At 50.4% G+C, this 24,802-nt stretch carries 22 protein-coding genes and 1 other RNA gene; 8 read left to right on the forward strand and 15 right to left on the reverse strand.

Annotation, left to right across the window (positions count from 1 at the left end; genetic code table 11):
- Positions 1-2: 2 nt before the first annotated feature.
- The 3 genes from ubiH to METBU_RS0111150 form a co-directional block, all read right to left on the reverse strand.
- Positions 3-1,214 (reverse strand): 2-octaprenyl-6-methoxyphenyl hydroxylase, encoded by a 1,212-nt coding sequence (gene ubiH / locus METBU_RS0111140; RefSeq protein WP_017840703.1) that lies wholly within the window; start codon positions 1,212-1,214, stop codon positions 3-5.
- Positions 1,214-2,524, reverse strand: a complete 1,311-nt coding sequence (pepP, locus tag METBU_RS0111145; RefSeq protein WP_017840704.1) for a Xaa-Pro aminopeptidase — start codon at positions 2,522-2,524, stop codon at positions 1,214-1,216. Before pepP ends, ubiH begins: the two co-directional genes overlap by 1 nt.
- Positions 2,525-3,004: 480 nt before the next feature.
- A complete protein-coding gene (locus tag METBU_RS0111150) occupies positions 3,005-3,535 on the reverse strand; it encodes a UPF0149 family protein (RefSeq protein WP_017840705.1) in 531 nt (176 codons plus the stop codon).
- Between the two features lie 258 nt (positions 3,536-3,793).
- On the opposite strand from METBU_RS0111150, the gene METBU_RS0111155 reads away from it, so the two are divergent.
- The 4 genes from METBU_RS0111155 (at position 3,794) to METBU_RS0111165 (ending at position 5,003) form a co-directional block, all read left to right on the forward strand.
- A complete protein-coding gene (locus METBU_RS0111155; RefSeq protein WP_017840706.1) occupies positions 3,794-4,021 on the forward strand; it encodes a TIGR02449 family protein in 228 nt (75 codons plus the stop codon).
- Positions 4,018-4,326 carry a cell division protein ZapA gene (locus METBU_RS0111160; RefSeq protein ID WP_017840707.1) on the forward strand — a complete coding sequence of 103 codons (309 nt, stop codon included), beginning with the start codon at positions 4,018-4,020 and terminating at the stop codon, positions 4,324-4,326. The genes METBU_RS0111155 and METBU_RS0111160 overlap by 4 nt, the downstream gene beginning before the upstream one ends.
- A 12-nt stretch (positions 4,327-4,338) precedes the next feature.
- A non-coding RNA gene (gene ssrS, locus METBU_RS26295) (6S RNA) lies at positions 4,339-4,519 on the forward strand.
- Between the two features lie 25 nt (positions 4,520-4,544).
- Positions 4,545-5,003 (forward strand): EVE domain-containing protein, encoded by a 459-nt coding sequence (locus METBU_RS0111165; RefSeq protein WP_017840708.1) that lies wholly within the window; start codon positions 4,545-4,547, stop codon positions 5,001-5,003.
- A gap of 271 nt (positions 5,004-5,274) precedes the next feature.
- On the opposite strand, the gene METBU_RS0111170 is transcribed toward METBU_RS0111165, so the two are convergent.
- Complete coding sequence (locus METBU_RS0111170) at positions 5,275-6,504, reverse strand: pyrophosphate--fructose-6-phosphate 1-phosphotransferase (protein ID WP_017840709.1); 1,230 nt, start codon at positions 6,502-6,504, stop codon at positions 5,275-5,277.
- Between the two features lie 340 nt (positions 6,505-6,844).
- Here METBU_RS0111170 and METBU_RS0111175 point away from each other — a divergent pair, with 340 nt between their 5' ends.
- Entirely contained in the window at positions 6,845-7,648 is an 804-nt protein-coding gene (locus METBU_RS0111175; protein WP_014149725.1) for a spermine/spermidine synthase domain-containing protein, read from the forward strand.
- A complete protein-coding gene (locus tag METBU_RS0111180; RefSeq protein WP_017840710.1) occupies positions 7,645-9,780 on the forward strand; it encodes a YgiQ family radical SAM protein in 2,136 nt (711 codons plus the stop codon). The genes METBU_RS0111175 and METBU_RS0111180 overlap by 4 nt, the downstream gene beginning before the upstream one ends.
- 151 nt (positions 9,781-9,931) lie before the next feature.
- On the opposite strand, the gene METBU_RS0111190 is transcribed toward METBU_RS0111180, so the two are convergent.
- From METBU_RS0111190 to istA, 5 genes are all read right to left on the reverse strand, one after another.
- Entirely contained in the window at positions 9,932-10,222 is a 291-nt protein-coding gene (locus METBU_RS0111190) for a hypothetical protein (protein ID WP_017840711.1), read from the reverse strand.
- Between the two features lie 253 nt (positions 10,223-10,475).
- Complete coding sequence (gene ltrA, locus METBU_RS0111195) at positions 10,476-11,726, reverse strand: group II intron reverse transcriptase/maturase (RefSeq protein WP_014148637.1); 1,251 nt, start codon at positions 11,724-11,726, stop codon at positions 10,476-10,478.
- Positions 11,727-12,483: 757 nt separating this feature from the next.
- Positions 12,484-13,413, reverse strand: coding sequence for an Rpn family recombination-promoting nuclease/putative transposase (locus METBU_RS0111200; RefSeq protein ID WP_017840712.1), 930 nt, complete (start codon positions 13,411-13,413; stop codon positions 12,484-12,486).
- Positions 13,414-13,563: 150 nt separating this feature from the next.
- The gene (gene istB, locus METBU_RS0111205) at positions 13,564-14,310 is read right to left on the reverse strand and encodes an IS21-like element helper ATPase IstB (protein ID WP_017840713.1); all 747 of its coding nucleotides are present in this window, start codon (positions 14,308-14,310) and stop codon (positions 13,564-13,566) included.
- Positions 14,297-15,856, reverse strand: a complete 1,560-nt coding sequence (gene istA / locus METBU_RS0111210; protein ID WP_083877846.1) for an IS21 family transposase — start codon at positions 15,854-15,856, stop codon at positions 14,297-14,299. The genes istB and istA overlap by 14 nt, the downstream gene beginning before the upstream one ends.
- Before the next feature lie 909 nt (positions 15,857-16,765).
- On the opposite strand from istA, the gene METBU_RS0111215 reads away from it, so the two are divergent.
- Positions 16,766-16,969, forward strand: coding sequence for a type II toxin-antitoxin system HicB family antitoxin (locus tag METBU_RS0111215; RefSeq protein WP_017840715.1), 204 nt, complete (start codon positions 16,766-16,768; stop codon positions 16,967-16,969).
- Positions 16,941-17,306 (forward strand): type II toxin-antitoxin system HicA family toxin, encoded by a 366-nt coding sequence (locus tag METBU_RS29135; protein WP_328285802.1) that lies wholly within the window; start codon positions 16,941-16,943, stop codon positions 17,304-17,306. Before METBU_RS0111215 ends, METBU_RS29135 begins: the two co-directional genes overlap by 29 nt.
- 661 nt (positions 17,307-17,967) lie before the next feature.
- On the opposite strand, the gene METBU_RS0111225 is transcribed toward METBU_RS29135, so the two are convergent.
- The 6 genes from METBU_RS0111225 to pssA form a co-directional block, all read right to left on the reverse strand.
- A complete protein-coding gene (locus tag METBU_RS0111225; protein ID WP_017840717.1) occupies positions 17,968-19,374 on the reverse strand; it encodes a DcaP family trimeric outer membrane transporter in 1,407 nt (468 codons plus the stop codon).
- Between the two features lie 17 nt (positions 19,375-19,391).
- Positions 19,392-19,847 (reverse strand): hypothetical protein, encoded by a 456-nt coding sequence (locus METBU_RS0111230; RefSeq protein WP_138767074.1) that lies wholly within the window; start codon positions 19,845-19,847, stop codon positions 19,392-19,394.
- Positions 19,848-20,200: 353 nt separating this feature from the next.
- A complete protein-coding gene (gene rimI, locus METBU_RS0111235; protein WP_017840719.1) occupies positions 20,201-20,746 on the reverse strand; it encodes a ribosomal protein S18-alanine N-acetyltransferase in 546 nt (181 codons plus the stop codon).
- A 2-nt stretch (positions 20,747-20,748) separates the two neighbouring features.
- Positions 20,749-21,537, reverse strand: coding sequence for a uracil-DNA glycosylase (locus METBU_RS0111240; protein WP_017840720.1), 789 nt, complete (start codon positions 21,535-21,537; stop codon positions 20,749-20,751).
- A gap of 74 nt (positions 21,538-21,611) precedes the next feature.
- Positions 21,612-23,156: a 2-isopropylmalate synthase gene (locus METBU_RS0111245; RefSeq protein WP_017840721.1), complete on the reverse strand. Its 1,545-nt coding sequence runs from the start codon at positions 23,154-23,156 to the stop codon at positions 21,612-21,614.
- 427 nt (positions 23,157-23,583) lie between these two features.
- Positions 23,584-24,324, reverse strand: a complete 741-nt coding sequence (gene pssA, locus METBU_RS0111255; RefSeq protein ID WP_026130168.1) for a CDP-diacylglycerol--serine O-phosphatidyltransferase — start codon at positions 24,322-24,324, stop codon at positions 23,584-23,586.
- Positions 24,325-24,802 lie beyond the last annotated feature (478 nt).

Genomic DNA, 24,802 nt, shown 5'->3' on the forward strand with positions numbered 1-24,802 from the left:
CCTTATCTCCTGTTTCCGACGCGCGGCAGTCTGCCGGCCAAGCCCATCGCATGGCGTGTCAATAACGATTTACCGCCGGGCAATATATCGAGCAATGCCAAACCCAAATTTCTGGCGGCCGCCAAGGCCAACCAGTCATTCGAAAAAATCCTGACTACGTTGTCGGTAAAGCCGATTATTTTATTCAGATCCTTGCGCCTGGATTGAGCATAGCCCTTCAAGAACATCGAGTCGCCGATATCGCGCTTGCGCTTGGCTTGTTCGATCAGCATCTCAGCTAACTGCACGACATCGCGAAGCCCCAGATTGAAACCTTGTCCTGCAACCGGGTGTAATTGATGCACCGCATTTCCGATGATCACGGCGCGCCCTTTCACCATCGTTTCGGCCTGTACCAAGGTCAGCGGGAAGGCCCTGCGCGGAGCCGCCAAACTCAACTCACCCAGGCGATAGCCGAAACACTCTTGCAATCGTTCGATGAATTCCTTATCGGAAACCGACATCAAGCTTTCCGCATCCCTGTGCGTATTGGTCCAAACCACGGCGCATTGACTTCCTTCGATCGGCAATAAAGCCAAGGGCCCGGAAACGGTAAAGCGTTCGAAAGCGGTATTACGATGCGGCAATGAGCAATTTACAGTCGTCACCAACGCCGTTTGCCCGTATTCGGTCGTTTGCTGCCCAATATCGAGCAATTTCCGCACCGAGGAATTACCGCCGTCAGCGCCGATCAGTAGCTTGGCAGTCAAGGTTATTGATTCGTCATGGTATTCGAGATTCGCGCCAATATCGCTATCGGTACTGGCCAAACCCGCCAATCGAGCCGGACTGAGTTTGGTAACTCCGGACCGTTCGACCAAGTCCGCGACATGGCTTTCAATGTCGCGTGCCTTGATCACATAGCCCAGCGCCTTGACGCCTTCCTTTTTCGCCGACAAGCGGGTTTTCCCGAAATGCCCGCGATCGGACACATGAATATTCTCGATCGGCGCGGCCTTATCGGAAACTCCCTGCCACGCTCCGAGCGCATCCAGCATCGTCACGGTGCCGGCAGCCAATGCCAAGGCGCGATCGCCGGCCCATGAGTTTTGTAATTGCTCGCGGCTCTGAGCTTCAATCACGGCGATTTCGAGCCCCGAACCTTGCAATGCCAAGGCCAGGCAATTACCGGCCAATCCGCCGCCGATAATCAATGCATCGTATTGTGTCCGCATCAGGCCGCCTGCATCAACGCTTCGATGGCTTCAACGCTTTTCGGCACGCCGCCGGTCAATATTTCGTGCCCGTCTTGCGTCACCAGCACATCGTCTTCTATTCTGATCCCGATACCCCGCCATTGTTCGTCGACTTGCTCGCAATCCTTAGGAATATAAAGGCCGGGTTCTATCGTCAACACCATGCCCGGCTCCAATATCCGCCATTCGTCCTTGACCTTGTAATCGCCGACATCGTGTACGTCCATGCCGAGCCAATGCCCGATTCGGTGCATATAGAATTTTTTATAGGCTTCGTCCTTGATCAGTTTCGCCACGCGCCCTTTCAGCAAACCCAATTTAACCAAGCCTTTAGTCAAGGTTTTTACCGATGCCTCATGAGCCTGATTCCAAGGATTGCCGGGCTTGATCTCGGCCAAGGCCGCCGACTGAGCATCGAGCACCAGTTGATAAAGTTGCTTTTGCGGCTCGGAAAAACGCCCGGAAACGGGAAAAGTGCGCGTGATATCGGCCGCATAGTGATCGCATTCGGCACCCGCATCGATCAATAACAAATCGCCGTCGGCTAATTTAGACGTATTTTCGGTGTAATGCAGCACGCAAGCATTCTTACCGGCGGCTACGATCGAAGGATAGGCGACCGCCCTTAAACCTTGCTGTAAAAAATGATAGATGATTTCGGATTCGATTTGATATTCGTATAAGCCGGCGCGGCATTTTTGCATCGCTTTGACATGCGCATCGGCGGAAATTTCGGCCGCCTTACGCATCAGTTTGATTTCGGCCTCGCTTTTGAACAAACGCATTTCGTGCAAGATATGTTCGAGCGATACCAACTCCAACGGCGCATTGACGCCGGCCCGAGATTGATTGCGTAAATGATGCACCCATTCGAGCAGGCGGTGATCCAAATCGCTATCTCGGCCCATCGGATAAAAAACCTTTTCTTTATTTTCAATGAGTCCAGGCAGTATTTCATCGATATCGTCGATCGGAAACGCATCGTCGGCGCCGTAATCGGTCGTTGCTCCGATCAAACCGGCGTGCGCACCTTCCCAAAGCGCTTTTTTCTCATCGTATTCGCGGCAAAAAAGCAAATATTGTCCTTGCTGCCGACCGGGGATGAATACCGCTAGCGCATCCGGCTCATTGAATCCGGTCAGATAATAAAAATCGCTATCTTGACGAAACGGGTAATGTACATCTCGATTACGGGTTTGCGCCGAGGCGCTGGGTATCAACCCGATATTACCCTTGCCGATCTGTTGCATTAACCGCTTACGGCGTTTTTTAAATTCTGCTTGCTTCATTTTTTCTGTCGTTCTCGATTTTTACTGTGAAAGAGGGCGATCATACCCCCTTTATACTCAAAAATTAGATAACTTTATGAAGGTATGGGGTGTGGCTAGCGAGGATGTCGGCAGCAGGGAGCGCTGCCGTCAAGCCCCATGGATGGGTTCACGGCGGTCCTCGATAGACACATCCCATGCCTTTCATTCTTAGACGGTTTTTCAATCAAAAGGCAGTAAAGCAGTCGCTACTCGACTAATGAAGTATCGGCGACAGGCATGAACCGCTCTTTCGATAAATAGCATCCGGACCGGTTAACTGGATCGGATGCGTGTTTTATACCCATCGCAGATGAAAATTCGGTGCCGGGGTGTCCGTCAAAGGACGCCGTGAATACATCCCTGTAGGCTCTATGCCAGCTCCATGCTGGCAAAGCCTTTGCCGCACACCCCGGCGCCTCCTCAGGTGCTGCCGAAATTTGAAATGCGAAAGGTATATCTTTAATGAGTGGTACTGCTAATGGAACCGGACAATTCATTACGAATTAACTGTACTGCAACTCGTAAGTATTCTTGAATTTCAGCAAAGGCTTCTTGGCTCTCTTCGCTATCTTCATCGTCCGAGAGGACTTCCAGCTTAGTGATTTCGACAATATCCTTCACTATTTCGCCGACATCACCGGTCCAATTTGAAGACGATTGGCTAAAACCGATACCGAACAAAAAACCTTGGCACCAATCGCGCATCGCTTCAACGGCTTCGCTTAAGCTATCATCGTCGACATCCGGCAACATTAAATCGAAGGTATAATCGTCATCCGTCAATAACGATCTGGTTTGTTCGAATAAATCCCCTAGCACAACATTTCCGCCAGATGCGGCAGATCCTTCTCCGAATAGCTCATCCAGCCAATTTGATTGACTGGCTCTTACATCAACACACAACATTCCGGTTGCAATGCCATGCGCTTCTGCTGCCGTCACCTCGGCACCCTGTTCCCGTAGCGTCTGATCGATTGTCTGATAAATCATTTTCTTGTTAAAAAATACGGATTCCAAAAAATTAACCGGCTTATGCTAACATTGATTGGACGAATGGATAATACTGAGAGAAAGTTATTTTTAGCAAACCGTCATTTTCAGTACAATTAGCCAAGTTGCACATTTTGTCTTCTTGAGTTTATTCGCACGGTAAATTCGGCTCCTTCGCCGCTACCCCATTGAAAAAGGCCGGGGCATAAAAACCGAAATTTGCCAATCGATGACTACACTTTATCTACTTAAATTATTATGCCAAACGCTGAAAACGACCATTCACTGGAATTAAAAGACTTGGAAGAAAAGCTCGATCGTTTGATCGAACAATACAATGCGATCAAAAATGAAAACCATTCGCTTAAAATTAAACAAGCGGAACTCGTCAAGCAAAAAGCCAAATTACTTGAAAAAACCACACTAGCCAAAACCCGAGTCGAAGCGATGATCTCCCGTTTAAAATCCATGGAGCATGGTGCATGAGCAGAAACACTTCCGCCGTCACACTCAACATACTCGGCAAAGAATATAAAATCGCCTGCGAACCCGAGGAGCAAGACGGACTGACCGAATCCGCGCGACAACTCGACAAAAAAATGCGCCAAATAAGGGACTCCGGCAAAGTCAGCGGTGCCGATCGCATTGCCGTCATGGCGGCGTTGAACATGGCTCACGAACTTCATCTAGCCGAATCCCGCAACCGCGAACTGGAATTACATCTGCAGGAAAGCCTGATAAAAATGAGTAATAAAATAGAAAACGTTTTGGAAATTGCAGAAACGCGTTAAAATGAAGTCCTGTATCTCCTGCAGCGTTCGAGGGTGGGCTGGGTGTTTCCTGAACCTATATTTACCCCGGGAACAATTGTTCGGCATTGGTGTGCATACCCGCTTTACGCGGGAAGCCTGAAAGGCCATCTGCGTTCCCACTTGAACCGTCGGTTCAAGGACGAAAGCTCATTACGGCGCAGGTGGGAGATACTGCCTTTATTGCCTTTCCTATATCCATGAACTACTGGTTAATGAAATCCGAACCTAACGAATTCGGTATCGACGATTTATTTAATAGACCCCATCAGACCGAACCGTGGGACGGCGTCAGAAACTACCAAGCCAGAAATATGATGCGCGATCAAATGAAGATCGGCGATTTGGCTTTCTTTTATCATTCCAACTGCGATATCCCCGGCATCGTCGGGATCATGAAAATTAGCCGAGAAGGCTACCCCGACCCTTTCGCATTCGACCCCGACGACAAACACTTCGACCCGAAAAGCTCGCCCGACAATCCGCGATGGTTCATGGTGGATGTTCAATTCGTAAAAAAACTATCCCGCACGATCCCGTTACAAGAACTGAAACAATACCCAGAATTGGAAGACCTTGCCCTAGTCAGACGCGGCAACCGCCTATCGATCATGCCGGTTTCGAAAACGCAATGGGATTTCATATTGGGGCTTGAATGAAACGATAGTGTTTGGGTTATGCTGGATTGTGAAGATGAGGCTCACGCGAAGACGCGAAGGGATAATGAATGATGAATGCGCTGCTATCACAGCCTGATTTACCAGCAAGCTTAACGTGTTATTTCAGACTCTTGTTTATTCTTTCCTTCGCGTTGCCGCTAAACGATCCAGTTTTGACTTTTTGCTTTCCTTAGCGTCTTCGCGCCTTCGCGTGAGGAAAAAAAATCACATAACAAGCCGGGCAACGGCAGCCGCCCGGCCAATACAGTTTTTAGTGGCTCACTTCGACTCGCGCGCCTTTACTTTGCCCGATTCCGCCAAGCATTTGCACGAACCAAGGCGTGTCGATATCGAACGGTTTGCCGCCTTTGATGCGCGGGAATTCGATCGCACGCAAGACGTTACCGTTATCCTCATCATGACCGATGACGCCGGACTCGCGGCGTAATGCGCATTCGACCGCTAAATCGGCACAGGATTTGATCAAACGAATATCATCGACGTTCGATGCCGATGCCCGTGCGAAATATCCCGATTTTTGAATCAAGGTTTTTTCCGCGCCGATCATTTCGGCGAATTGCTCGCCGAACCATTTACCCGGATTGACCGCATCAAGCTTGATGTGACCGAACGCATCGCGCGGAACTTCTTGGCCCTTGGCCTGCATTTCGGCGACGATCGCATCGACACCCGCGCCTTCCGAAACGAATATATTGACGCAATCGACTTTATCCATCACCTCGCGCAAGCGCTTCGCTTCGGCTGCCAGATCGATTTCCATTTCGGGAACGAAGACACCGTGTACTTCGTATGCCGCGCGATCGAGACCGATTTCAGGCAGCCATTCGGAGCGATCCAACAATTTGCGGTATTCCATTGCGGTTGCGGCAGTCAGCCATCCGCAATTGCGGCCCATGACTTCATGAACGATGAGCATGCGTGGATTGGCGTTATACTCGGCCACGACATTTTGAAAATAATGTGCGCCTTGCTCCGCTGCAGTCCATGCACCTAAGGATTGTTTAATCGGGAATACGTCGTTGTCGATCGTTTTCGGCAAACCGATGACCGTCAATCCATAATCGTTTTTCGCCAAGAAGGCCGCCAAATCGGCTGCTGCGGTATTGGTATCGTCGCCGCCGATCGTATGCAGAACATCGACGCCGTCTTTGACTAATTGATCGGCCGCCACTTTTTGAGGGTCCTGACCTTCTTGAACCAACCCCCGCTTGATGCAGTCTTTGACGTTGGTCAGTTTGACCCGGCTGTTGCCGATCGGCGAGCCGCCGAACTTATGCAGCAACGCGGCGTTTTCGCGGATTTTCGGGGTCACGGCGTAAGAATCGCCGAGTAGCAGGCCTTTGTAACCGCTACGATAGCAGATGATCTCGATCGAAGGGTCGATTTCGGTGTAACGCTCGATGAGACTGCCGATGGCTGAACTAAGGCAAGGCGCTAAACCGCCCGCAGTGAGAATTGCGACTTTTTTTGGTTTGTTCATGAGATTTAAGCTTTGTGGTTATAAAGTTTGTGATTATAAAAACATTATGCAGTGTAAACGCGGAAAACACTTCCTCCGCTTTTTTAAACCCGGCTCATGCCGTTTGGGAATTTAAACGACGTAACGCTTAATTATAGAGTCTGAATCGGTCGGCGGTAAATTTTAGCATAATCGAATCAAATCGCTGCCGTCGATTCAATCCTCTAATATCCGAAAATTAACTCGATAAATATGCCTATGCGCCGATTTTTGAGACAGGCCGTCCAATTTCAGCGAAAATATAGGCAAATTCTTCCCTCCATTTATTAACCTGCCTCCATCTTTCGGATTATCCGACTCTATGCGTAAATACCAGGGACAATTAGTTCACCAAAGCTTCGATGAAGAAGGCGTCATCGAAATCGTCGAATCGGAAGGCGTTCGCGCCTTGCATTTCGGCTCGTCATCACGGCAAAGCAGCATGTTGCTGACCGATCCGGACCAATTGCATTCGCTGTATGCCCGCGCAATGATGGCCTGGCTGTTGTTTAAAGACGCCCCCGGCGATGTATTGATGATAGGCTTAGGAGGCGGGTCTTTGGCAAAGTTTTTACTGCAACGCTTCGAAGACTGTAAAATAAAGGTCGTAGAATACCGGCGCGGCGTCGTTAAAATCGCACGCAGTCATTTCGATTTACCGCTCGATTCGCGTCTGAAAATAAAAATCGGCGACGGCGGGCACTATATCCGCCAAAAGAGTCTAACGGCATCGGAAAGCTACGATTTATTGATGATCGATGCGTTCGATCACGAAGGCATGTCCGATTCGATCGGCGGCGAAGCGTTTTTCGACGGCTGCAAGACTTTGTTGAAGCCGGACGGCATGCTAATCATCAATTTATGGGGCACCGACAAAGCGCTGTTTCAGGATGTCGCTTGGCACTTAGGCCGGGTTTTCGACTGGCGCCTATTGTTTCTGCCGGTGCGCGGACGAGGCAATGTCATAGGCTTTGCTTTTAACGACCCAATGCCCTTGCCGACTCAAAAAGAACTACGAGGCCGTACGCAAGCCCTCGAGAACAATTATCATCTGGAATTTCCCGTTTTTTTACAAGATTTAAAGCGCAACAACCGTACTTTATTCAACCGGATTATCAAACCATGATTGCTCCCGCGATGCCTAGCGCACCGAATCTTTTCGGCTACCGCAAATACTGGGCGCACCGTTTCGGAACGGCGCCCGAATTACCGATGACTCGCGCCGAAATGGACGAACTCGGCTGGGATTCGTGCGACGTCATTCTAGTCACCGGCGACGCCTATATCGACCATCCGAGCTTCGGTATGGCGCTGATCGGCAGACTCCTTGAAGCACACGGTTTTCGTGTCGGTATTATTTCGCAGCCGGACTGGACTAGCGCGGAAGATTTTAAGCGCCTCGGCGCACCCAATCTTTTTTTCGGCGTGACCGGCGGCAACATGGATTCGATGGTCAACCGCTACACGTCGGACAAAAAGATCCGCTCTAACGATGCTTATACTGCGGGCGGCGAAGCCGGCAAACGACCTGATCGAGCGGTCAACGTGTATTCGCACCGCTGCCGCGAAGCTTTTAAAAATATTCCGATCGTCATCGGGGGGATCGAAGCGAGCCTACGCCGAATTTCGCATTACGATTATTGGTCGGACAAGGTCAAAAAATCGGTCTTGCTCGACTCGAAAGCCGACCTGTTGGTTTACGGCAATGCCGAACGGCAAGTCGTCGAGATCGCGCACCGGTTAGCAGGCGGCGAAGCCATCGCCGATTTGCAATTCATTCGCGGCACCGCGCATTTCGTCAAACAAATTCCCGAAGGTTGGCTCGAAAAAGACTCGACCGATGTCGACATTCCGGGCCATGTCGCGCCACCCGCAAACCCTTATCAAGAAGAACCCGCCTGCGACAGCAAGCCGGCCGGCAATGTGATCCGTTTCGAGCGGCGCATCGGCAACGACAAACGCGCGCAGACCGTCATTCGTCTGCCGGCCTATGAGGCCGTCAAGGACGATAGCATCCTTTACGCCCATGCCTCGCGCGTGATGCATGGCGAAACTAACCCTGGGAACGCGCGCGCATTGATTCAACAGCACGGCAACCGATTACTCTGGGTCAATCCGCCGCCGATCCCGCTCAGCACGCAGGAAATGGACGGCGTGTTCGACCTGCCCTATTCGCGCCTGCCGCATAAACGTTACGGCGAGGCGAACATTCCCGCGTTCGAGATGATTCAACACTCGGTCAATATCATGCGCGGCTGCTTCGGCGGCTGCACATTCTGTTCGATCACCGAACACGAGGGGCGCATCATACAAAGCCGCTCCGAAGATTCGATCATCCGCGAGATCGAGGCGATCCGCGACACCTCGCCGAATTTCACGGGCCATATTTCCGACCTGGGCGGGCCAACCGCAAACATGTACAGATTGGCCTGCAAGGATCCGAAAATCGAAGCGGCTTGTCGTAAACCTTCATGCGTATTCCCCGGTATCTGCGACAACCTGAATACCGACCATTCCCATTTGATCAAATTATACCGGCGCGCCCGTGCGCTGCCCGGTATCAAGAAAATCTTCATCGCCTCGGGACTACGCTACGATCTGGCCGTCGAGTCGCCGGAATATGTCAAGGAGCTGGTCACGCACCATGTCGGCGGTTATTTGAAAATTGCGCCGGAACATACCGAGCAAGGTCCGTTGTCGCTTATGATGAAACCGGGCATCGGCACCTACGATCGTTTCAAGCAAATGTTCGATAAGTATTCGAAGGAAGCCGGCAAGGAGCAGTATCTGATCCCCTATTTCATCGCCGCGCATCCGGGCACGACCGACGAAGACATGCTGAATCTCGCACTCTGGCTCAAACGCAACGGTTTCCGTGCCGATCAGGTTCAAGCCTTTTTGCCGTCGCCGATGGCGATCGCAACCGCGATGTATCATTCCGGCAAGGACACGCTGCATAAGATCGGCCGCAAGGCACCGGATATTTCGATTCCGAAAAGCGTCAAGCAACGCCGTGTACATAAGGCTTTTTTACGCTATCACGATCCGAAAAACTGGCCGCTGCTGCGCGAAGCCTTGAAAAACATGGGGCGCGCCGACTTGATCGGCAACGGTAAAAAGCATTTGGTACCGACGTTTCAGCCGAAAGGCACCGTCGACTCAGCCCCCGCCAAGACGCAGCGATTTACAACCAAACATACCGGCTTCGGAAATAAACAACGCAAGCAACCGGGCCGGCGAGCCGCAAAGTCTCGTTAGAAGTTATACAACGCCCTGAAATAAATCATGTCGAAACCGCCTTGACTGCCGTTTTCGAGATCGCGGCGGTAGCGCATGTATACCCCTCGTAGATCAAAATTCGGCACCGGGGTGCTCGTCAAAGGACGCCGTGAATACGTCCCTGTAGGCTCTATGCCAGCTCCATGCTGGCAAAGCCTTTGTCGGACACCCAGGCGCCTCCTCTAGCACTGCCGAAATTTGAAGTGCGAAAGGTATACTCCAATCCGAACAAGGCGTCTTCGATCGGTATCCAATACAAATTGGGTCTTCTAAAAGCCGGTTTTAATAAATCTTTGCATGATCGCAAGCGCGCCAAGATTTTTCGCGAAAGCTGAAATGGGGTCCGTCCGATTTCAGCAGCGAAAAATGACTTGGCGATTATTGCCTTCGGCGGCCCCGATTCGCCCTGCGTCCGTGCCACTACGCCACATCATCGTAAACTCGATGCGGCTTCGTAGCACTCCCACAAATGGCTTTACGCCGTGTCGCGATGCCTTGTATTTTGCCTCCGCCTGCGCTATTCGCGCAGACTCCGGCAAAACACCCGGCGCTACGGCTATCGGGGACTAAAAATCTTCACTTCGCTAACGCTCCGTTGTTGAGTAGACCGCAGGCACTTCCCCCACAGACTCTCGCAGAACGGTACGTGAACCTCTCGATTCATACCGCTCCCATCAGGCAAACGCACCTATCATTCCCGCCCGCCAATGGGCAAACAAGTTTGGATGTTGATCTGCAATCTTCTCCAGAAACAGCATTGCCTTTATTTTATGCTGGCGTAGCGGCTTGAACTTTCGTCTTACCCACCTCACCAGAGTCATGTTGACGTGACGACACATACCATATAACGCAGATCGGGTATAACAACCATAATAGCCTATCCATCCCCTAATGATGGGATTCAACCATTGTGCTATTTGCCCTAAGCTCAACTCGGTACGCGTTCTGACTCGTAACTTTCTGACCTTTCCTCGCATTGACTTCAGCGCCGCTTTACTCACCGCCGGCGTAAAGTTTACAAACACACTGTTTCTTTTGCGATTCCTACACAGTCGCCGTCTGAACGTATACCCCAGAAAATCAAAGGAGGTATGCTTATAGCGCCCTTTGCGACTTCCATCTTTACAGTAAACAATCTTGGTTTTCACCGGATGAAGTTCAAGCCCACAGGACTGAAAGCGTTGTTTCAGTGCTTCCAGCATGTGTTTGGCTTCTGCCTCACTCCGGCAGTGCACCAGACCATCATCGGCATAACGACACCAGGGTGTATCCGAGTAGTGCTTTTGCAACCATTTGTCGAAGACATAGTGCAGAAACAGATTACTGAGCACCGGACTGACAACTCCACCTTGTGGCGTGCCTTTTCCCCGGCTACTCAATTCCCCATTGGGCATCTGCATCGGCACCGTCAACCAGCGCTCGATATACAATCTCACCCAAGCCGTATCGGTATGCTTATAGACCGCTTTAAGCAATAGATCATGCGGTATATTGTCGAATAATCCCTTAATATCAAACTCAAGTACCCAGTCATAGCGCCAACAACGTTCTCGCGTGACACCCACCGCATCGAGTGCTGACTTATTCGGCCTGTAGCCATACGAGTCAGGCAAAAAGTGCGGCTCAACCTGGGGTTCAAATTCCAGTTTGACGACCATCTGAGCAATACGATCACTCACGGTGGGTATACCCAAAATCCGTTCGCCACCTGCTTTCTTCGGTATGGCTACCGCTTTGACAGGCGGCGGGAAGTAACTGCCGGACGACAGCCGATTCCATAACTTGTAAAGATTGTCTTTCAGATTTCTTTCAAAATCTGCCAACGATTGCCTATCAACACCTGCAGCACCCGCATTGGCTTTCACCAATTCAAATGCACGCATCACTTGCCATTTCGAAATGACAAATGGCTTTGCCTCGCTCATATCATCCTCCTGCCTTTCAACAGTTGTGATAGCAATAAAGGCTGCCTGATGTTGCCCCTTCGCTCCTCGTTCATTACAAACGCTTCAACACTACTACGAGCAACTCCGCCCCAGTATCACGCATCGGTACTCTCATACTTATCAATTTAGTGATTTGCATTTCTCCCTTAACATCATGATGACTGGTTCCCACAGTTCCCATTGAAAGCCCGGTACAGAGTCACGCCCACTATACGCCGGACACCATCTGCACAGACTTCGGATCCGCTTGCAGACTCATCCCTGAAGTCTTGGACGCCCCAGGTTTTGATGTCGAGTCTCTGAATAACGACGCGTCAACATAGGTTCGGTTTAACTCGTCTCTCTGTACCCTACCTGCTAATTATGAATTAGCTTTTCCTCAACGCTCACTACCTGCACTCTTAATACAAGCAGCTTGAGGTGGTTTAAAGCCGGTTTCCGACAGCAGACTTTGATGGACCTACCATCATCTTCCAATGAGCTTATACACATCTGATCGCTATTTCCGTATAGCGTCAGTTTGTGTGCCTGTGGCACACTCCAAGATTTTCAGCGGATGAGTAACCTAGCCCCCTGGGGTAATGAAATTATTCAATTGATGCGGATTGGCAACATACCCCGTCCCGCTCCACTGCCATTAAGTTAAGGATTTTTCCGTTCGCCCTGAGCTTGTCGAAGGGTGAATGGAAAAATCCTGGGTCGATAAGTTAAGCCGTCCCGCTCAGGAAGTTGATTGTTATCCGTCATTTGATCTCCCTCTGGTAAGTTCTTGAATATCCTCTAGCGTTAAGTCCAGCAATTTAGCCACTTCCGCTTCCGGTATCCCATGACCGAGCATTTTCAATACCGATTCAGCTCTGGCTTTTTGATAACCGATTTGCTCACCCTCTTCTTTACCTTCCGCTCTACCCTCTTCTTTACCTTCCGCTCTACCCTCTTCTCTACCCTCTTCTCGCGCGGTATCGATGACATTTTTTAAATCGCGGTAGTATTTCAAGCTAGATTCATAGGCCTGGCGCTCTTCGGGCTCAAAACGGGCAATGCTCGCTTTTTCAAACAAGCTCAAAAAGACTTTTTCGCGCAAGCGCGGCGGGATGTCGTCCAGTTCATGCAAATGGCGGAACAAAAAGAACCATTTGTCTTGCAGGGTGTCGAGTTGGTCTTCCGTTTTCCTAAAGTTGGGCAAGGTCAAGTAGATAAAGGTCAGCTTGTCGTAAAACACCTGATGATGCTGATTTTTCAATTGCACACGATGGATGACTTCATCGCGCTGGGCATTGTCCTCATCATCAAACACAAAGTCCAGGATGCCGATGGTGTAGACCGCCGACAGCCTAAAATCCCAGTCGCCACGTTGGGCTTGCTGTTGAATCGGGAAGGTGGCGTAAAAGACGCTGCGGTCTTTGAAGAAGTTCTGTTTGGCTTTTTGCAGCTCGACAATAAAATATTCACCGGTCGCGCTGACGCAATTTAGGTCAAAGATGGCTTTGCGATCCAGCGCCGTCGCGCCTTGGTACTCGTTATTACAAAACTGTAGTTCTTCAATCTGGTGCCGTTCCGGCAGCAAGGTATTCAAAAAGCTAATCAGATGTTCTTTACTTGCCTCTTCGCCAAAGGCTTTTTTAAAGCCAAAATCGGTGAATAGATTGATGTACTTTTCTTTCATGGGACAGGACAAGGTCAAGACAATACATGACGCTCAGTTTAGCATAAGTCATGCTGTGTCTTTTATTCCTGGACAGTGTTTATAGTTTCTGTCAATGGCCAACAGAATTGAGCCAGTTTTGGCCATTTAAATTGAGCCACTTTTCCAGGGTTACGATGCTTGATTTAGCTTTGATTTGAGTCGATAACTTTCCCCTCCTAGCATAAAAATGTGTGAATGATGGATGATGCGGTCGACGATGGGTACGGCGACGTTGTCATCGATAAAAAACTCGCCCCAGTTGGTGAATTCCTTGTTGGTGGTCAGGATCACCGAGCGGTATTCGTACAGCGCGTTGATGAGCTGAAACAGGTTGTGCATGCCTTGTTTGTTCATCGGCAGGTAACCCAGTTCGTCGATGATCAGTACATCGAATTTGAGCAGTTGGTTGATTTTCTTTTTCAACTCGCCTTTGAGTTCGGCCAGTTCCAAGGCCTCCATCAAGCCTAGCGCGGTGTTGAAGCTGACCTTATAACCGGCATCGATGGCTTTCAGGCCGATGCCGATGGCCAGGTGTGTCTTGCCGACCCCGGGCGGTCCGATGAAGACCACATTGTCCCGATTGTCGATAAAGCCGAAGTCGAGCAGACTGTTGACTTCCCGTTTACTGATGGTGGTCTGAAAGCGATAATCGAACTCTTCCAGGCTTTTGAGCAAAGGAAAGCCAGCGCGTTTGCGGTTTTGCTCGATGCGCTTGGCGTTGCGCTGGCGCTGTTCATGTTCAACCAAGCTTTCGGCAAACTGCAGGTAGGAACTTTCATGGGTCTCGGCTTGGCCAAGCAAGGTTGGCAAGTGTTCGGCAATGGCCGTCAGGCACAAGCTGCGATATTGCCTGGCAATCTGATCAATGGATGGCATGGCTCTCTCCTTGGCCAGCCGAGTGGCCATTCAGGGCACGATAACGGGCCAGCGGACATTCTTGCTTGATGGCGGCAGTGGCCTGCTCTGATGGCGGCATCGATAGGGCATCGCTGTCGTCCGAGCGTCCCACAGACTGCCGCCAGGCCTCCAGTCGTTCTTTCAGGCCGCTGGCCGTTAACCGAGGCGTGTCGATCAGTCGCGTCAGCACCGCTTCGGGAATCGCACCCTGCTGTTTGATCTGCTCGGTCAGCACCTGCTTGGCACCGGCCAGCTGGTCTTTGTAGATTTTCGGCGAGCTGGCTTTCAACAGGGCACACAGCTGAGTCACGACCGCCGGAGACGGCAGCAGTTCATGCAAGTCCTTTTCAAGCGTTTCGATGCGTAGCGACATATCCCGGTAATGATGCCGGTTCTTAATAATTTGCCCCTTTTCTAGACACACAGCATGTTCGGCGATCACTTTGTGAGTACTGAGATCGCTGATCTGGATGACGCCGTTAGCTTCATGCACGGCGACACGGGCGCATTGATACGCCATCGGTACCGAGTATTTATTGGATTGCCAGGCGATCAAGCCGGTTTTATCCGCCTTGCGGGTGATGCGGGCCTGGCTGGCGGTCGCGTCAACACAAGACGGCGTCAGGTAAGCCCGCATATGGCCTTGCTCGTTGGCCGCGTAATGTATCGCCGGTTGTTGGCCGGTGGTGCCGTGTCGCCGTTGATTGGCTATCCCGTCGAGCCAGTCGGTCATATGGGCCTTCAAAGCATCCCAGTCGGTAAAAGTCTCGCCATACAAGGCATTTTGTTTGACGTATTTGACCCCGGCCTCGACCTTGCCTTTGCTTTCCGGATCATAACCTTCACAAGCCCGAATCGTGAAGCCCGCTGCCGTGGCGTACTGATGGAAGCGCTGGTTCAAGCGCAACTCGCGAAACACTTCGCTAATGACCACCAGCTTGGTCTGATCGTACACGCACTCTTGCGGTATGCCGCCGAAATAGCGAAATGCCGCATCGTGCTGGCGAATCAGCGTTTCGGTATCAATCGGCTTGGCGCAGACCGAAACATGCATCAGACGCGAATACGACAGCACAAACACCATGAAATATACCGTCGTCGCCACGCCGCCAATCATCACATCGCGCAGTTCGCCGCCATCGACCTGGCATTGTTCGCCCGGCACCATGTCCAATACCGGCTCATAATAACGCGCCTGCTTAAAGCTAATCTCTTGCTTGAGAGCCTGTATATAACGCCGTACCAAACGGTCGGAAACGGCCAAATCGTCCACTTTGGCCTTCAGTTTGCGCAGCACTTTGACCGCTGACAAGCCCGGATAGGTTTGCAGCAACTGAATAATGTAGTCGCGGTAATCGTCTAGCTTCTTACCACGGGCTATCTCTTCCTGCAGGGCACTAATGTCCGCAGCCGACAGCTTCAGGTATTTGCTCACGGTGTTACGGGAAATACCCAATTGACTGGCAATCTGACGCTCGGATAAGCCGTTGCCATCGTTGTATAACGCTTTAATCTGATGGATCACAATCCACTCCTTCATGACGCTCCCTGGAAAAAATTCAGGGACTCTGTCAGATTTATTGGTACAAATAAAGTCTGAAAAAGTGGCTCAAAATTGTTGGCCATTTCTGGCTCAGTTTAATTGGCCATTAACAGTTTCCATATTTACGCCCTCGCCCCCCCCGGTTAGTGACTATCGCATTTCATTTGCATCTGATCCGTTTTATTTACCCGGTCCTGCTCAAAACCTAAGCGCCACGATACTACCATTAAGTTAAGGGGTACCCGTCATTCCGCCATGAACTGGCGGAGTCCAGTACCATGGCAGCAGGCTTTTTAAGCATATTCGAGCCGGAATTTCAGCATTACTTGGACTCTTTGACGGCTTAATTGTTAATGGCAGTGAAGCGCCACGGGGGAAAATGCCAAGCCGTGCTTGACGGTAGGTATTCCCAAGTTTGAGCTAGAGAACGAGACAGAAGCCAAAGGGTGTCAAATGTACGGCTTGACCCCAAGCTTCATACCCCTTCCCGCTTGAGACCACAACCTTTTATGCTGTTACCCAAGCTCCAGCTTGGGTAACCTGTTCAGGAAGCTCTAGCTTCCCGCCAATCAAGAAAGATTGAACGAGCGAGCGAGTCGGGGTTGATTGAGAATGTGCGGAGGTTGTGTCGGTCTCAGGAAGCTGGAGCTTCCTGTGTATCTTTCCCAAGCCGGAGCTTGGGAAAGAGCGTGATGTGGGTTGGCCGTTTTTAGCTTGACGCGCATGACTTACGAACACCGTCCTGCTGGGGATATGCTGATCTTTGGGCTTTAGCTGAAGAAACTTGCTAATCAGGACTTGGATTGAAACGTTTGGAACGAAGCACATACCCCGTCCCGCTCAAGAAGTTTTAAGATGTGCCCGTTCCCAATCAGCAATAAGGAGCCAGACATGAAATTAAAAGTAATTATTCATCCTGCGGAAGAAGGTGGTTTTTGGGCGGAAGTACCTGCAATTCAAGGGTGCGCCACACAAGGCGATACTTTTGAAGAACTACTCTCAAATTTATATGAGGCCGTGGAAGGCTGCCTTTCTGTTGACTTGGAACAAATTGAAATCTCCAAGAATGACAGGGTGCTGGAGCTTGCCGTGTGAAAGCAATCTCCGGCAAACACAATTTGCCAAGATTCTGGAAAATCAAGGGTGGCATTGTGTTCGGGTAAACGGTAGCCACCATGTGTACATGAAACCCGGTAATCCCGCCCGTATTTCCAGCAATTCCCAATTTGGAGATCAAAAAGGGTGTGGGGTATGCTTGGCGAGGATGTCGGCAGCAGGGAGCTGCCGCCAAGCCCCCATGGATGGGTTTACGGCCTTCCTCGACAGGCATACCCCACACCCTAAAATCGGCGAAACTGCTCAAACTGGGAATTGCTGCCGTATTTCGTTACCTATACATGGCAATGAAGATTTGAAAATCGGTTTGCTTTAGCATTTTATGAAAGTTGCAGGAATTACAGAAAATGAACTGTGAAACCAAGTCTAATTGAAAGAACGTTAGGTTTTACCTTCATGTTGGTTTCAAACGTATGGGACGAGGTAGACTCTTGTTTGAGAGTGTCTACCGTCAAGCTCCGCTTGGCGAACGATAAGCAGAGCTTAAAGGTAAGCATTCCCAAGAAGAACTTGGGAATGAGACACGGTAAAAAACACTTGATACCGACGTTCCAGCCGAAAGGCACCGTCGACTCCGCCCCCGCCAACAAGCGCGCCAAGATTTTTCGCGAAAGCTGAAATGGGGTCCGTCCGATTTCAGCAGCGAAAAATGACTTGGCGATTATTGCCTTCGGCGGCCCCGATTCGCCCTGCGTCCGTGCCACTACGCCACATCATCGTAAACTCGATGCGGCTCCGTAGCACTCCCACAAATGGCTTTACGCCGTGTCGCGATGCCTTGTATTTTGCCTCCGCCTGCGCTATTCGCGCAGACTCCGGCAAAACACCCGGCGCTACGGCTATCGGGGGCTAAAAATCTTCACTTCGCTAACGCTCCGTTTCCAAGATTTTCAGCGGACGCAGCGATTTACAACCAAACATACCGGCTTCGGAAATAAACAACGCAAGCAACCGGGCCGGCGAGCCGCAAAGTCTCGTTAGAAGTTATACAAAGCCCTGAAATAAATCATGTCGAAACCGCCTTGACTGCCGTTTTCGAGATCGCGGCGGTAGCGCATGTACTCCAATCCGAACAGGACCTCTTCGATCGGCATCCAAAACAAATTGGCTTGCCATGACCCGACCCGCTTATTAGCGGTACCGGTCGTTCCCGGATTATTATCGGTCGCTGCCATCGAATACAGTAAGGTAGACCGCCATTCCGGACTCCACCAATGCCGGTAAGCCGCATAAGCGCCCCAACTCGTCTGCAGATCGATTTCGCCTCGTGCATTAATAGTCGCATCGCTGAAGGTATTGGCGGCCACATAACGACCCAAGCCGTTACCGTAAACGTAACCCAAACGGATATCGTCCTTATCCCAGGTTTTGATCAGTGCCGAACCGCTGGTCGACCAACTCAGTTTAGAATCGGTATTGTCGAGCTGCAAGCCATTGCTCAAGGTCGTTTTATCCTGCCGGATATCGCGCATCATTACCGCCATCGTCGCCGAACCCCAGTCGGCTTGATGCCGGATACGCCCGACCAAATCCGGCCAGCGATCGTCGGAAGGCAGCACTTGCCTGCCCCAAGGATCGGTCAGCGTCGTCTCGGGATTTTCCACCGATACATCGTAGGAGAGCCAATCGCCATCCCAGCTCCAGCGAATCTGAGGCTGACGAATGAAACCCATGATGGTCGGGTCGACTATAACATCCGCAGTCTCGTTCAATTGAAACGAGGACCAAGTCTGTCCGACCGTCAAGCCGTCCAGTTGAAAATAGGCATGGCGCAAACGAATCTGATGCGAATTAGTCAGAATCTCGTTTCCCGGCGTTCCGGCGAAGTCGGTTTCAACCAATGCACGGAGCATGCCGAAACGAGTGGGCGTTCGGCTTTTAATCCAGAGCCGGGTCTCGCGGAGATGACTATTAAATTGACCGTTTTTTCCGGAACGGTCGAGCGGAGCCTCGTAAGTTCTTCGCAATGGGGTATCGGGCCACATTTGAAAAGCATCCAATGTCAAACGTCCGCCAACCGTCAACACCGTATCCAAGGCTTTCAGCTCCAACAGGCCATCGCCCTCCTGCATCGTTTTTTCTCCGGCAACATCGACGACACCGGTCGCCAAGGTTTCCGTTGCACTTTCAATTGACATTGAATCGGCTGATTCGACAGGCCCTTCAGATGGAACCGGAGCTTGTTGCCGGGCTTCTAGCTTGGCTTCCAAATATTCCAGGCGTTTCATAATTTCACTGGCTTGCTGCCGCAATTGGCGAATTTCCTCTTGCGGGTCGAGCTCTTCCGCGCCTTCCGAACTCAATGCATGGATTGTCAGCGCACCGAAAAAGCAGGCGCGAGCTAAAAATCCCGAACGCTTGGCCTGTAAAACTCCATGCCGCATCTACCTATTTCCTTCACTCAATGAATTTGAAAACGGCTGTGGCATTCGTTGCAAGTCTCTGCGACTCGATCGAGTGAGGCATTCAATGCTCTAATCCGGTACGCTTTCGCCAAACGCCGAATGCCCTCGGCTTGCGCGTCCAATCGGACGGCCAACATTGAAAAAACCGCTTTTTCGTCGTCATCGAGCTCAAGATAATTATCCTTGCCGGGCAAGTCTTGTATATAGCGGCTCACGCTTTTGATTCTGTCAGCCATTTGCAAAGCTTGCCGCCGCCGCTCGTCTTCGACCTCTAAGGCATTGAGTTTTTGATCGTAAACCTCATGGCTCATCGAACGCATCAAACTACGTAAGCAATCCCTAGCTGCCATTAACGCACAAGGATCATCGAATTGACCATGAATACCGCCTCCGAATTGCCCGGTTTGGCAAGCAGATAACACCATCAATAACTGGACACACACGAAAGTCACTAAGGAACGAGTATGAAATAACTTCGACACCTTTTGGAAGGGGGGGCGATGGCTCGATTGACAGGTGTCGCCGGCAGGGCTGACTTTTTCTCCTCGACAATTGCTCCTGCATTGCCTTAATACACGCCATCCATGGCGTAATACAAAATCTGCAGTCATACCATCCATGGCAATCTGATAGCCGCCACAAAGCCTACTACTTGTAGAAGTTATTTTGCGCATATTCCTAAACGTTGGAATCTATTTCGTTCGATGTCCATCGCAGCCTCTTCTACATAGCAGAACTCGGTTATTCAATCAGCGAATCCAGAAGAATCGACGATTATTGTTTAGGAACCGGCATTGAAATACCTTCAATAAAACAACTCCAACGCCAGCATTAATGCGTCTTCCCGCCCTTCTTGAGCAGGGTAATAATCCTTACGGATACCGATTTCATTAAAGCCCATTTTTTGATACAACGCAATGGCGCCAATATTGGAAGGACGGACCTCCAAAAAGACGGTTTCGGTTTTATACCATCTAGCGACGTCGACTAGGTGCGTTAACATTTTACGGCCGACACCTTGTCCTTGGTCTTCCGGCGCGACCGAAATATTCAAAATGTGCGCTTCGCCAACCGCGATCGAAACAATGCTGTAGCCCAATATTCTATCGACGTCTTCACAGACCCAACAACTGTAGCCCGCTTTGAAGCAGTCTTTAAAAACGCCTTCACTCCATGGAAAATCGTAGTTAGTATTTTCTATCGTTAAGACGGCGCTTAAGTCTTTGCCGGTCATGCGCCGCATCCTTAACAAATCATCCCTAGATACCGAATCCGGAAAAATTTTTGCGTAAAACTCACGATCGGCATCGTAAACGACAATATCTTTAAATCGTTGTAATAACTCCCGCATGCTCAACCTTTAATTTCGTCAAATTTAGCTATAGCCAATTGTAGATCCTGCCAGGCTTTACGCTTTTCTAGCGGTGACCTCAGCAGATAAGCCGGATGATATACCACAACCAGAGGAATGCCGTCCAATGAATGTACCGTCCCTCTGAGCTGGCCGATGTTCTTGTCGGTTTTGAGTAAATTTTGTGCGGAAACGCGCCCGACCGCCAGAATAATTTTCGGCTTTAGCCAAGCGATTTGACGATGTAAATAGTCGCTACATGCTTCGACTTCGGTCGTTAAAGGATCACGGTTATTCGGCGGCCTGCATTTTAGAATATTGGTGATAAAAACGTCATCGCGCTTTAAGCCAATGGCTCTTAGCATTTCGGTTAGCAATTGACCGGCCCTGCCGACAAACGGCTCACCTTGACGATCCTCGCTTTCGCCTGGCGCTTCGCCGACGACCATCCACCCCGAACTTGCCGAACCGCTGCCGAACACGGTTTGCGTCCGACTTTCGCATAGTGTGCATTGTCGGCATTCCGACACTTCATTTTGTAAATCCGCCCAAGTTGTTTTGGAATCGGACAATTTCGGCTGCGCTTCGACTTCAGGAACAAGGGGGAGGTCAGGCGCAACCGGTGTCGCTGTTTTTTGAACATCACCGAGTAGAGCGGATACGGCCGTTTGCGGCGCCGCGAAATCACTTACCCCGGAGTTTATTCGATCACCAACCGGTGCTTGACGGGAAACCCAAACATCGATCCCGATCGCTTTTAGGTAATGAAGTCGAATCTCAGTATCCAACATCGTTTGGAGTGTGCTCAGCGCACTGTCGTATTGAGTATAATTCGGAAGTGCGCGAGCGGATAGGAAAAGGAAGCTTAAACATCGCCTTTTTGCGGGTGCCGGCGCTGATTAGGCGCTTGCAATTTATTGACCGCATTGATATAGGCTTTCGCTGAAGCGATGACGATGTCGGTATCGGCACCCAAGCCATTGACGATGCGCCCTGCCTTATCGAGGCGTATCGTAACTTCCCCTTGCGAATCGGTGCCGTTGGTAATATTGTTGACCGAATACAATTCCAGAATGGCGTGTGTATTGACTAGACTTTCAATCGCTTTCAGACTGGCGTCGACCGCACCGCTACCGTTCGAACTGCCTGTCATTTCTTGATTATCGATGCGTAAAGTAACCCGCGCCGTCGGCACTTCTCCTGTTTCGGAGCAAACGCTTAACGCGATCAATTTGATGTATTCATCCTCGCCGCTAATGCTGACTTCGGAAATCAAGGCCTGCAAATCCTCATCGAAGATCTCGTGTTTTTTGTCGGCCAGTTGTTTGAAACGGAAAAACGCTTCGTTCAATTCTTCTTCCGAGGTGAACTCGAAACCGAGTTCGGTCATACGGGTCTTGAAAGCATTGCGGCCGGAATGTTTACCCAACACCATCCGGTTTGCGGCCCAGCCGACATCCTCGGCGCGCATGATTTCATAAGTCTCGCGGCTTTTCAGCACGCCGTCCTGATGAATGCCGGATTCATGCGCGAAGGCATTCGCGCCGACGATCGCTTTGTTCGGTTGCACAGGGAAACCGGTTATCGTCGAGATCAAACGCGAACAAGTCATGATTTCTGTCGTATCGAGCGTAGTGTCGCACGGAAAAACATCTTGGCGCGTTCTTACCGCCATCACGACCTCTTCCAACGCGGCATTGCCGGCACGCTCGCCAAGTCCGTTGATCGTGCATTCGACCTGGCGTGCGCCGTTCATCACCGCTGCTAAAGAATTGGCAACCGCCAAGCCCAAATCGTTGTGACAATGCACCGAGAAAATCGCCTTATCGGAATTCGGTATCCGTTGAATCAAGTTACCGATTGTCGCGCCGAATTGATGAGGAACACTGTAACCGACCGTATCGGGTATGTTCAGCGTAGTCGCACCGGCATCAATGACCGCCTCCAAGATACGGCACAAAAAATCTTCCTCTGAACGCCCTGCGTCCTCGGGCGAGAATTCGACGTTATCGGTATATTGTAGTGCGCGTTTGACGGCTTTAACGGCCAACTCGATCACTTGTTCCGGCTGCATCTGCAATTTCATTTGCATATGGATCGGCGAGGTTGCGATAAAAGTATGAATGCGCGAACTTTCAGCGCCTTTCAAAGCCATACCGGCTTTGTCGATATCTTTGTCCAAAGCCCTCGCCAATCCGCAAACGGTGCTGTTTTTAACCGCCTTCGCGACCGCCTCGACCGCTTCGAAATCGCCCGGACTCGCGGCAGGAAACCCTGCTTCGATCACATCGACTTTCATTCTTTCCAGCGCTTTTGCAATTCGGACTTTTTCATCGCGCGTCATCGACGCCCCCGGACTCTGCTCGCCATCGCGCAAAGTCGTATCAAAAATAATTAATTTGTCTTTCATGAGAACTCCGTTCATCAAGAAATTTGATGTTAAGGAAACTGATTAGTAAGGATTGTGTATTACGGGGGAGGAGAATAAAGTATGTGCCCGCTAGGGCAGCAGCAGAAAAAGAAGAGTTGGTTTGAACGGCGCCGAAAAAGCAGCACCGAAAACGGTGCTTGTCGAATTGCTGGCGGTAATAGAGAAGTGAAATTTCATGAGTTGGACTATACGCGATTGTGTTTTTTGCCTCAAGAAATTTGTTAAGGATCGAGCATGAAATAACTTCGACAACTTCTGGAAGGGGGTTCGGTGGCTCGATTGACAGGTGTCGGCGGCAGGGAAAGCCGCCGTCAAGCCTACATGGAAGTATTCACGGCGTCCTGTCAAGCGAGTCACCGAATCGCCGCAAAGCCTATTACTTGTAGCAGTTATTTTGCGCATATTCCTAAGTCTTTCTATGAAGTCTGCGGCGACGCATGACCAAGGTAAAAACCGGTCCGGAAATCGCATACCCTAAAGACAACAAAAACAACATGGTTTGCGGCTGCGCCATCACAAATGCAACTCCCAACATCACGGCAATCGCGACGACGAAAGGCACCTTCCCCTTCCAGTCTATGCCTTTAAAACTGAAATAACGAAAATTACTAACCATCAACAAGCCGGTTGCAATCGTTAAAATCAAGGCCGCATACTTTAGCGCATCGATATCGTAATCGTATTCGATCGAAATCCAGATAAAGCCGGCCAATATTGCGGCGGCGGCGGGACTCGGCAAGCCTTGGAAATAGCGTTTGTCGTCGGTTTCGACTTGCGCGTTAAAACGTGCCAATCTCAACGCGCCGCCGGCCATGTGCACGAATGCCGCAAATAGGCCTAGCTTACCCAAGCTGGAAAACGCCCAGAGGTACATTACCAACGCAGGAGCGGCGCCGAACGATATCATATCGGATAAGCTATCGTATTCGACGCCGAATTTGCTTTGCGTATTTGTCAAACGCGCCACGCGCCCGTCGAGCCCGTCTAGAATCATGGCGGCAAAAATCGCTACGGCTGCGGTTTCGTATCGCCCGCCCATCGCGGATGTAATCGCGTAAAAACCGGCGAACAACGCGCCTGTCGTAAACAAATTGGGTAATAAATAAATACCGCGGCGGCGAGGCGTGGAAGATTTTTCAGGCGTCATATTTTTCATCTACTGTTGCAACATTTGCAATAAAACAATACCGCAGATTATACAATGAGCCGAAAAAGCACTCATGAATTAATAGCGACTTGGAAAATAGATCCGGAGACGAATCATTTGTGTTACGTAACGGCTAAACACATACTTTGATGCAAATTTCGTTTAGGATTTGGTATAAAAAACTTCCCTATTTATCGTTCCCAAGCTCTGCGCTCATCGTTATACATAAGTCAAAAATTACCTTTTTGCAATCTTAACCAATGAGACCTCGATACCATTTATTGTTACTTGACACTTTCGGCCTCGAGATCGCGATCAGGGGATCGCTCCCACAGAGCGTCCGCCGCTCTCTGTGGGAGCGACGCCTACGTCGCGACTATCCTTTTAATATTAATATCCGCAATTTTATCAAACAGCACAGTTCCCAAATATTCGATAACCTTTGTTCAGCAAGTTTACCGGTTCTTCTTATGTATAA

The organism is Methylotuvimicrobium buryatense 5G (assembly GCF_000341735.1).
GTDB classification, from domain to species: Bacteria; Pseudomonadota; Gammaproteobacteria; order Methylococcales; family Methylomonadaceae; genus Methylotuvimicrobium; species Methylotuvimicrobium buryatense.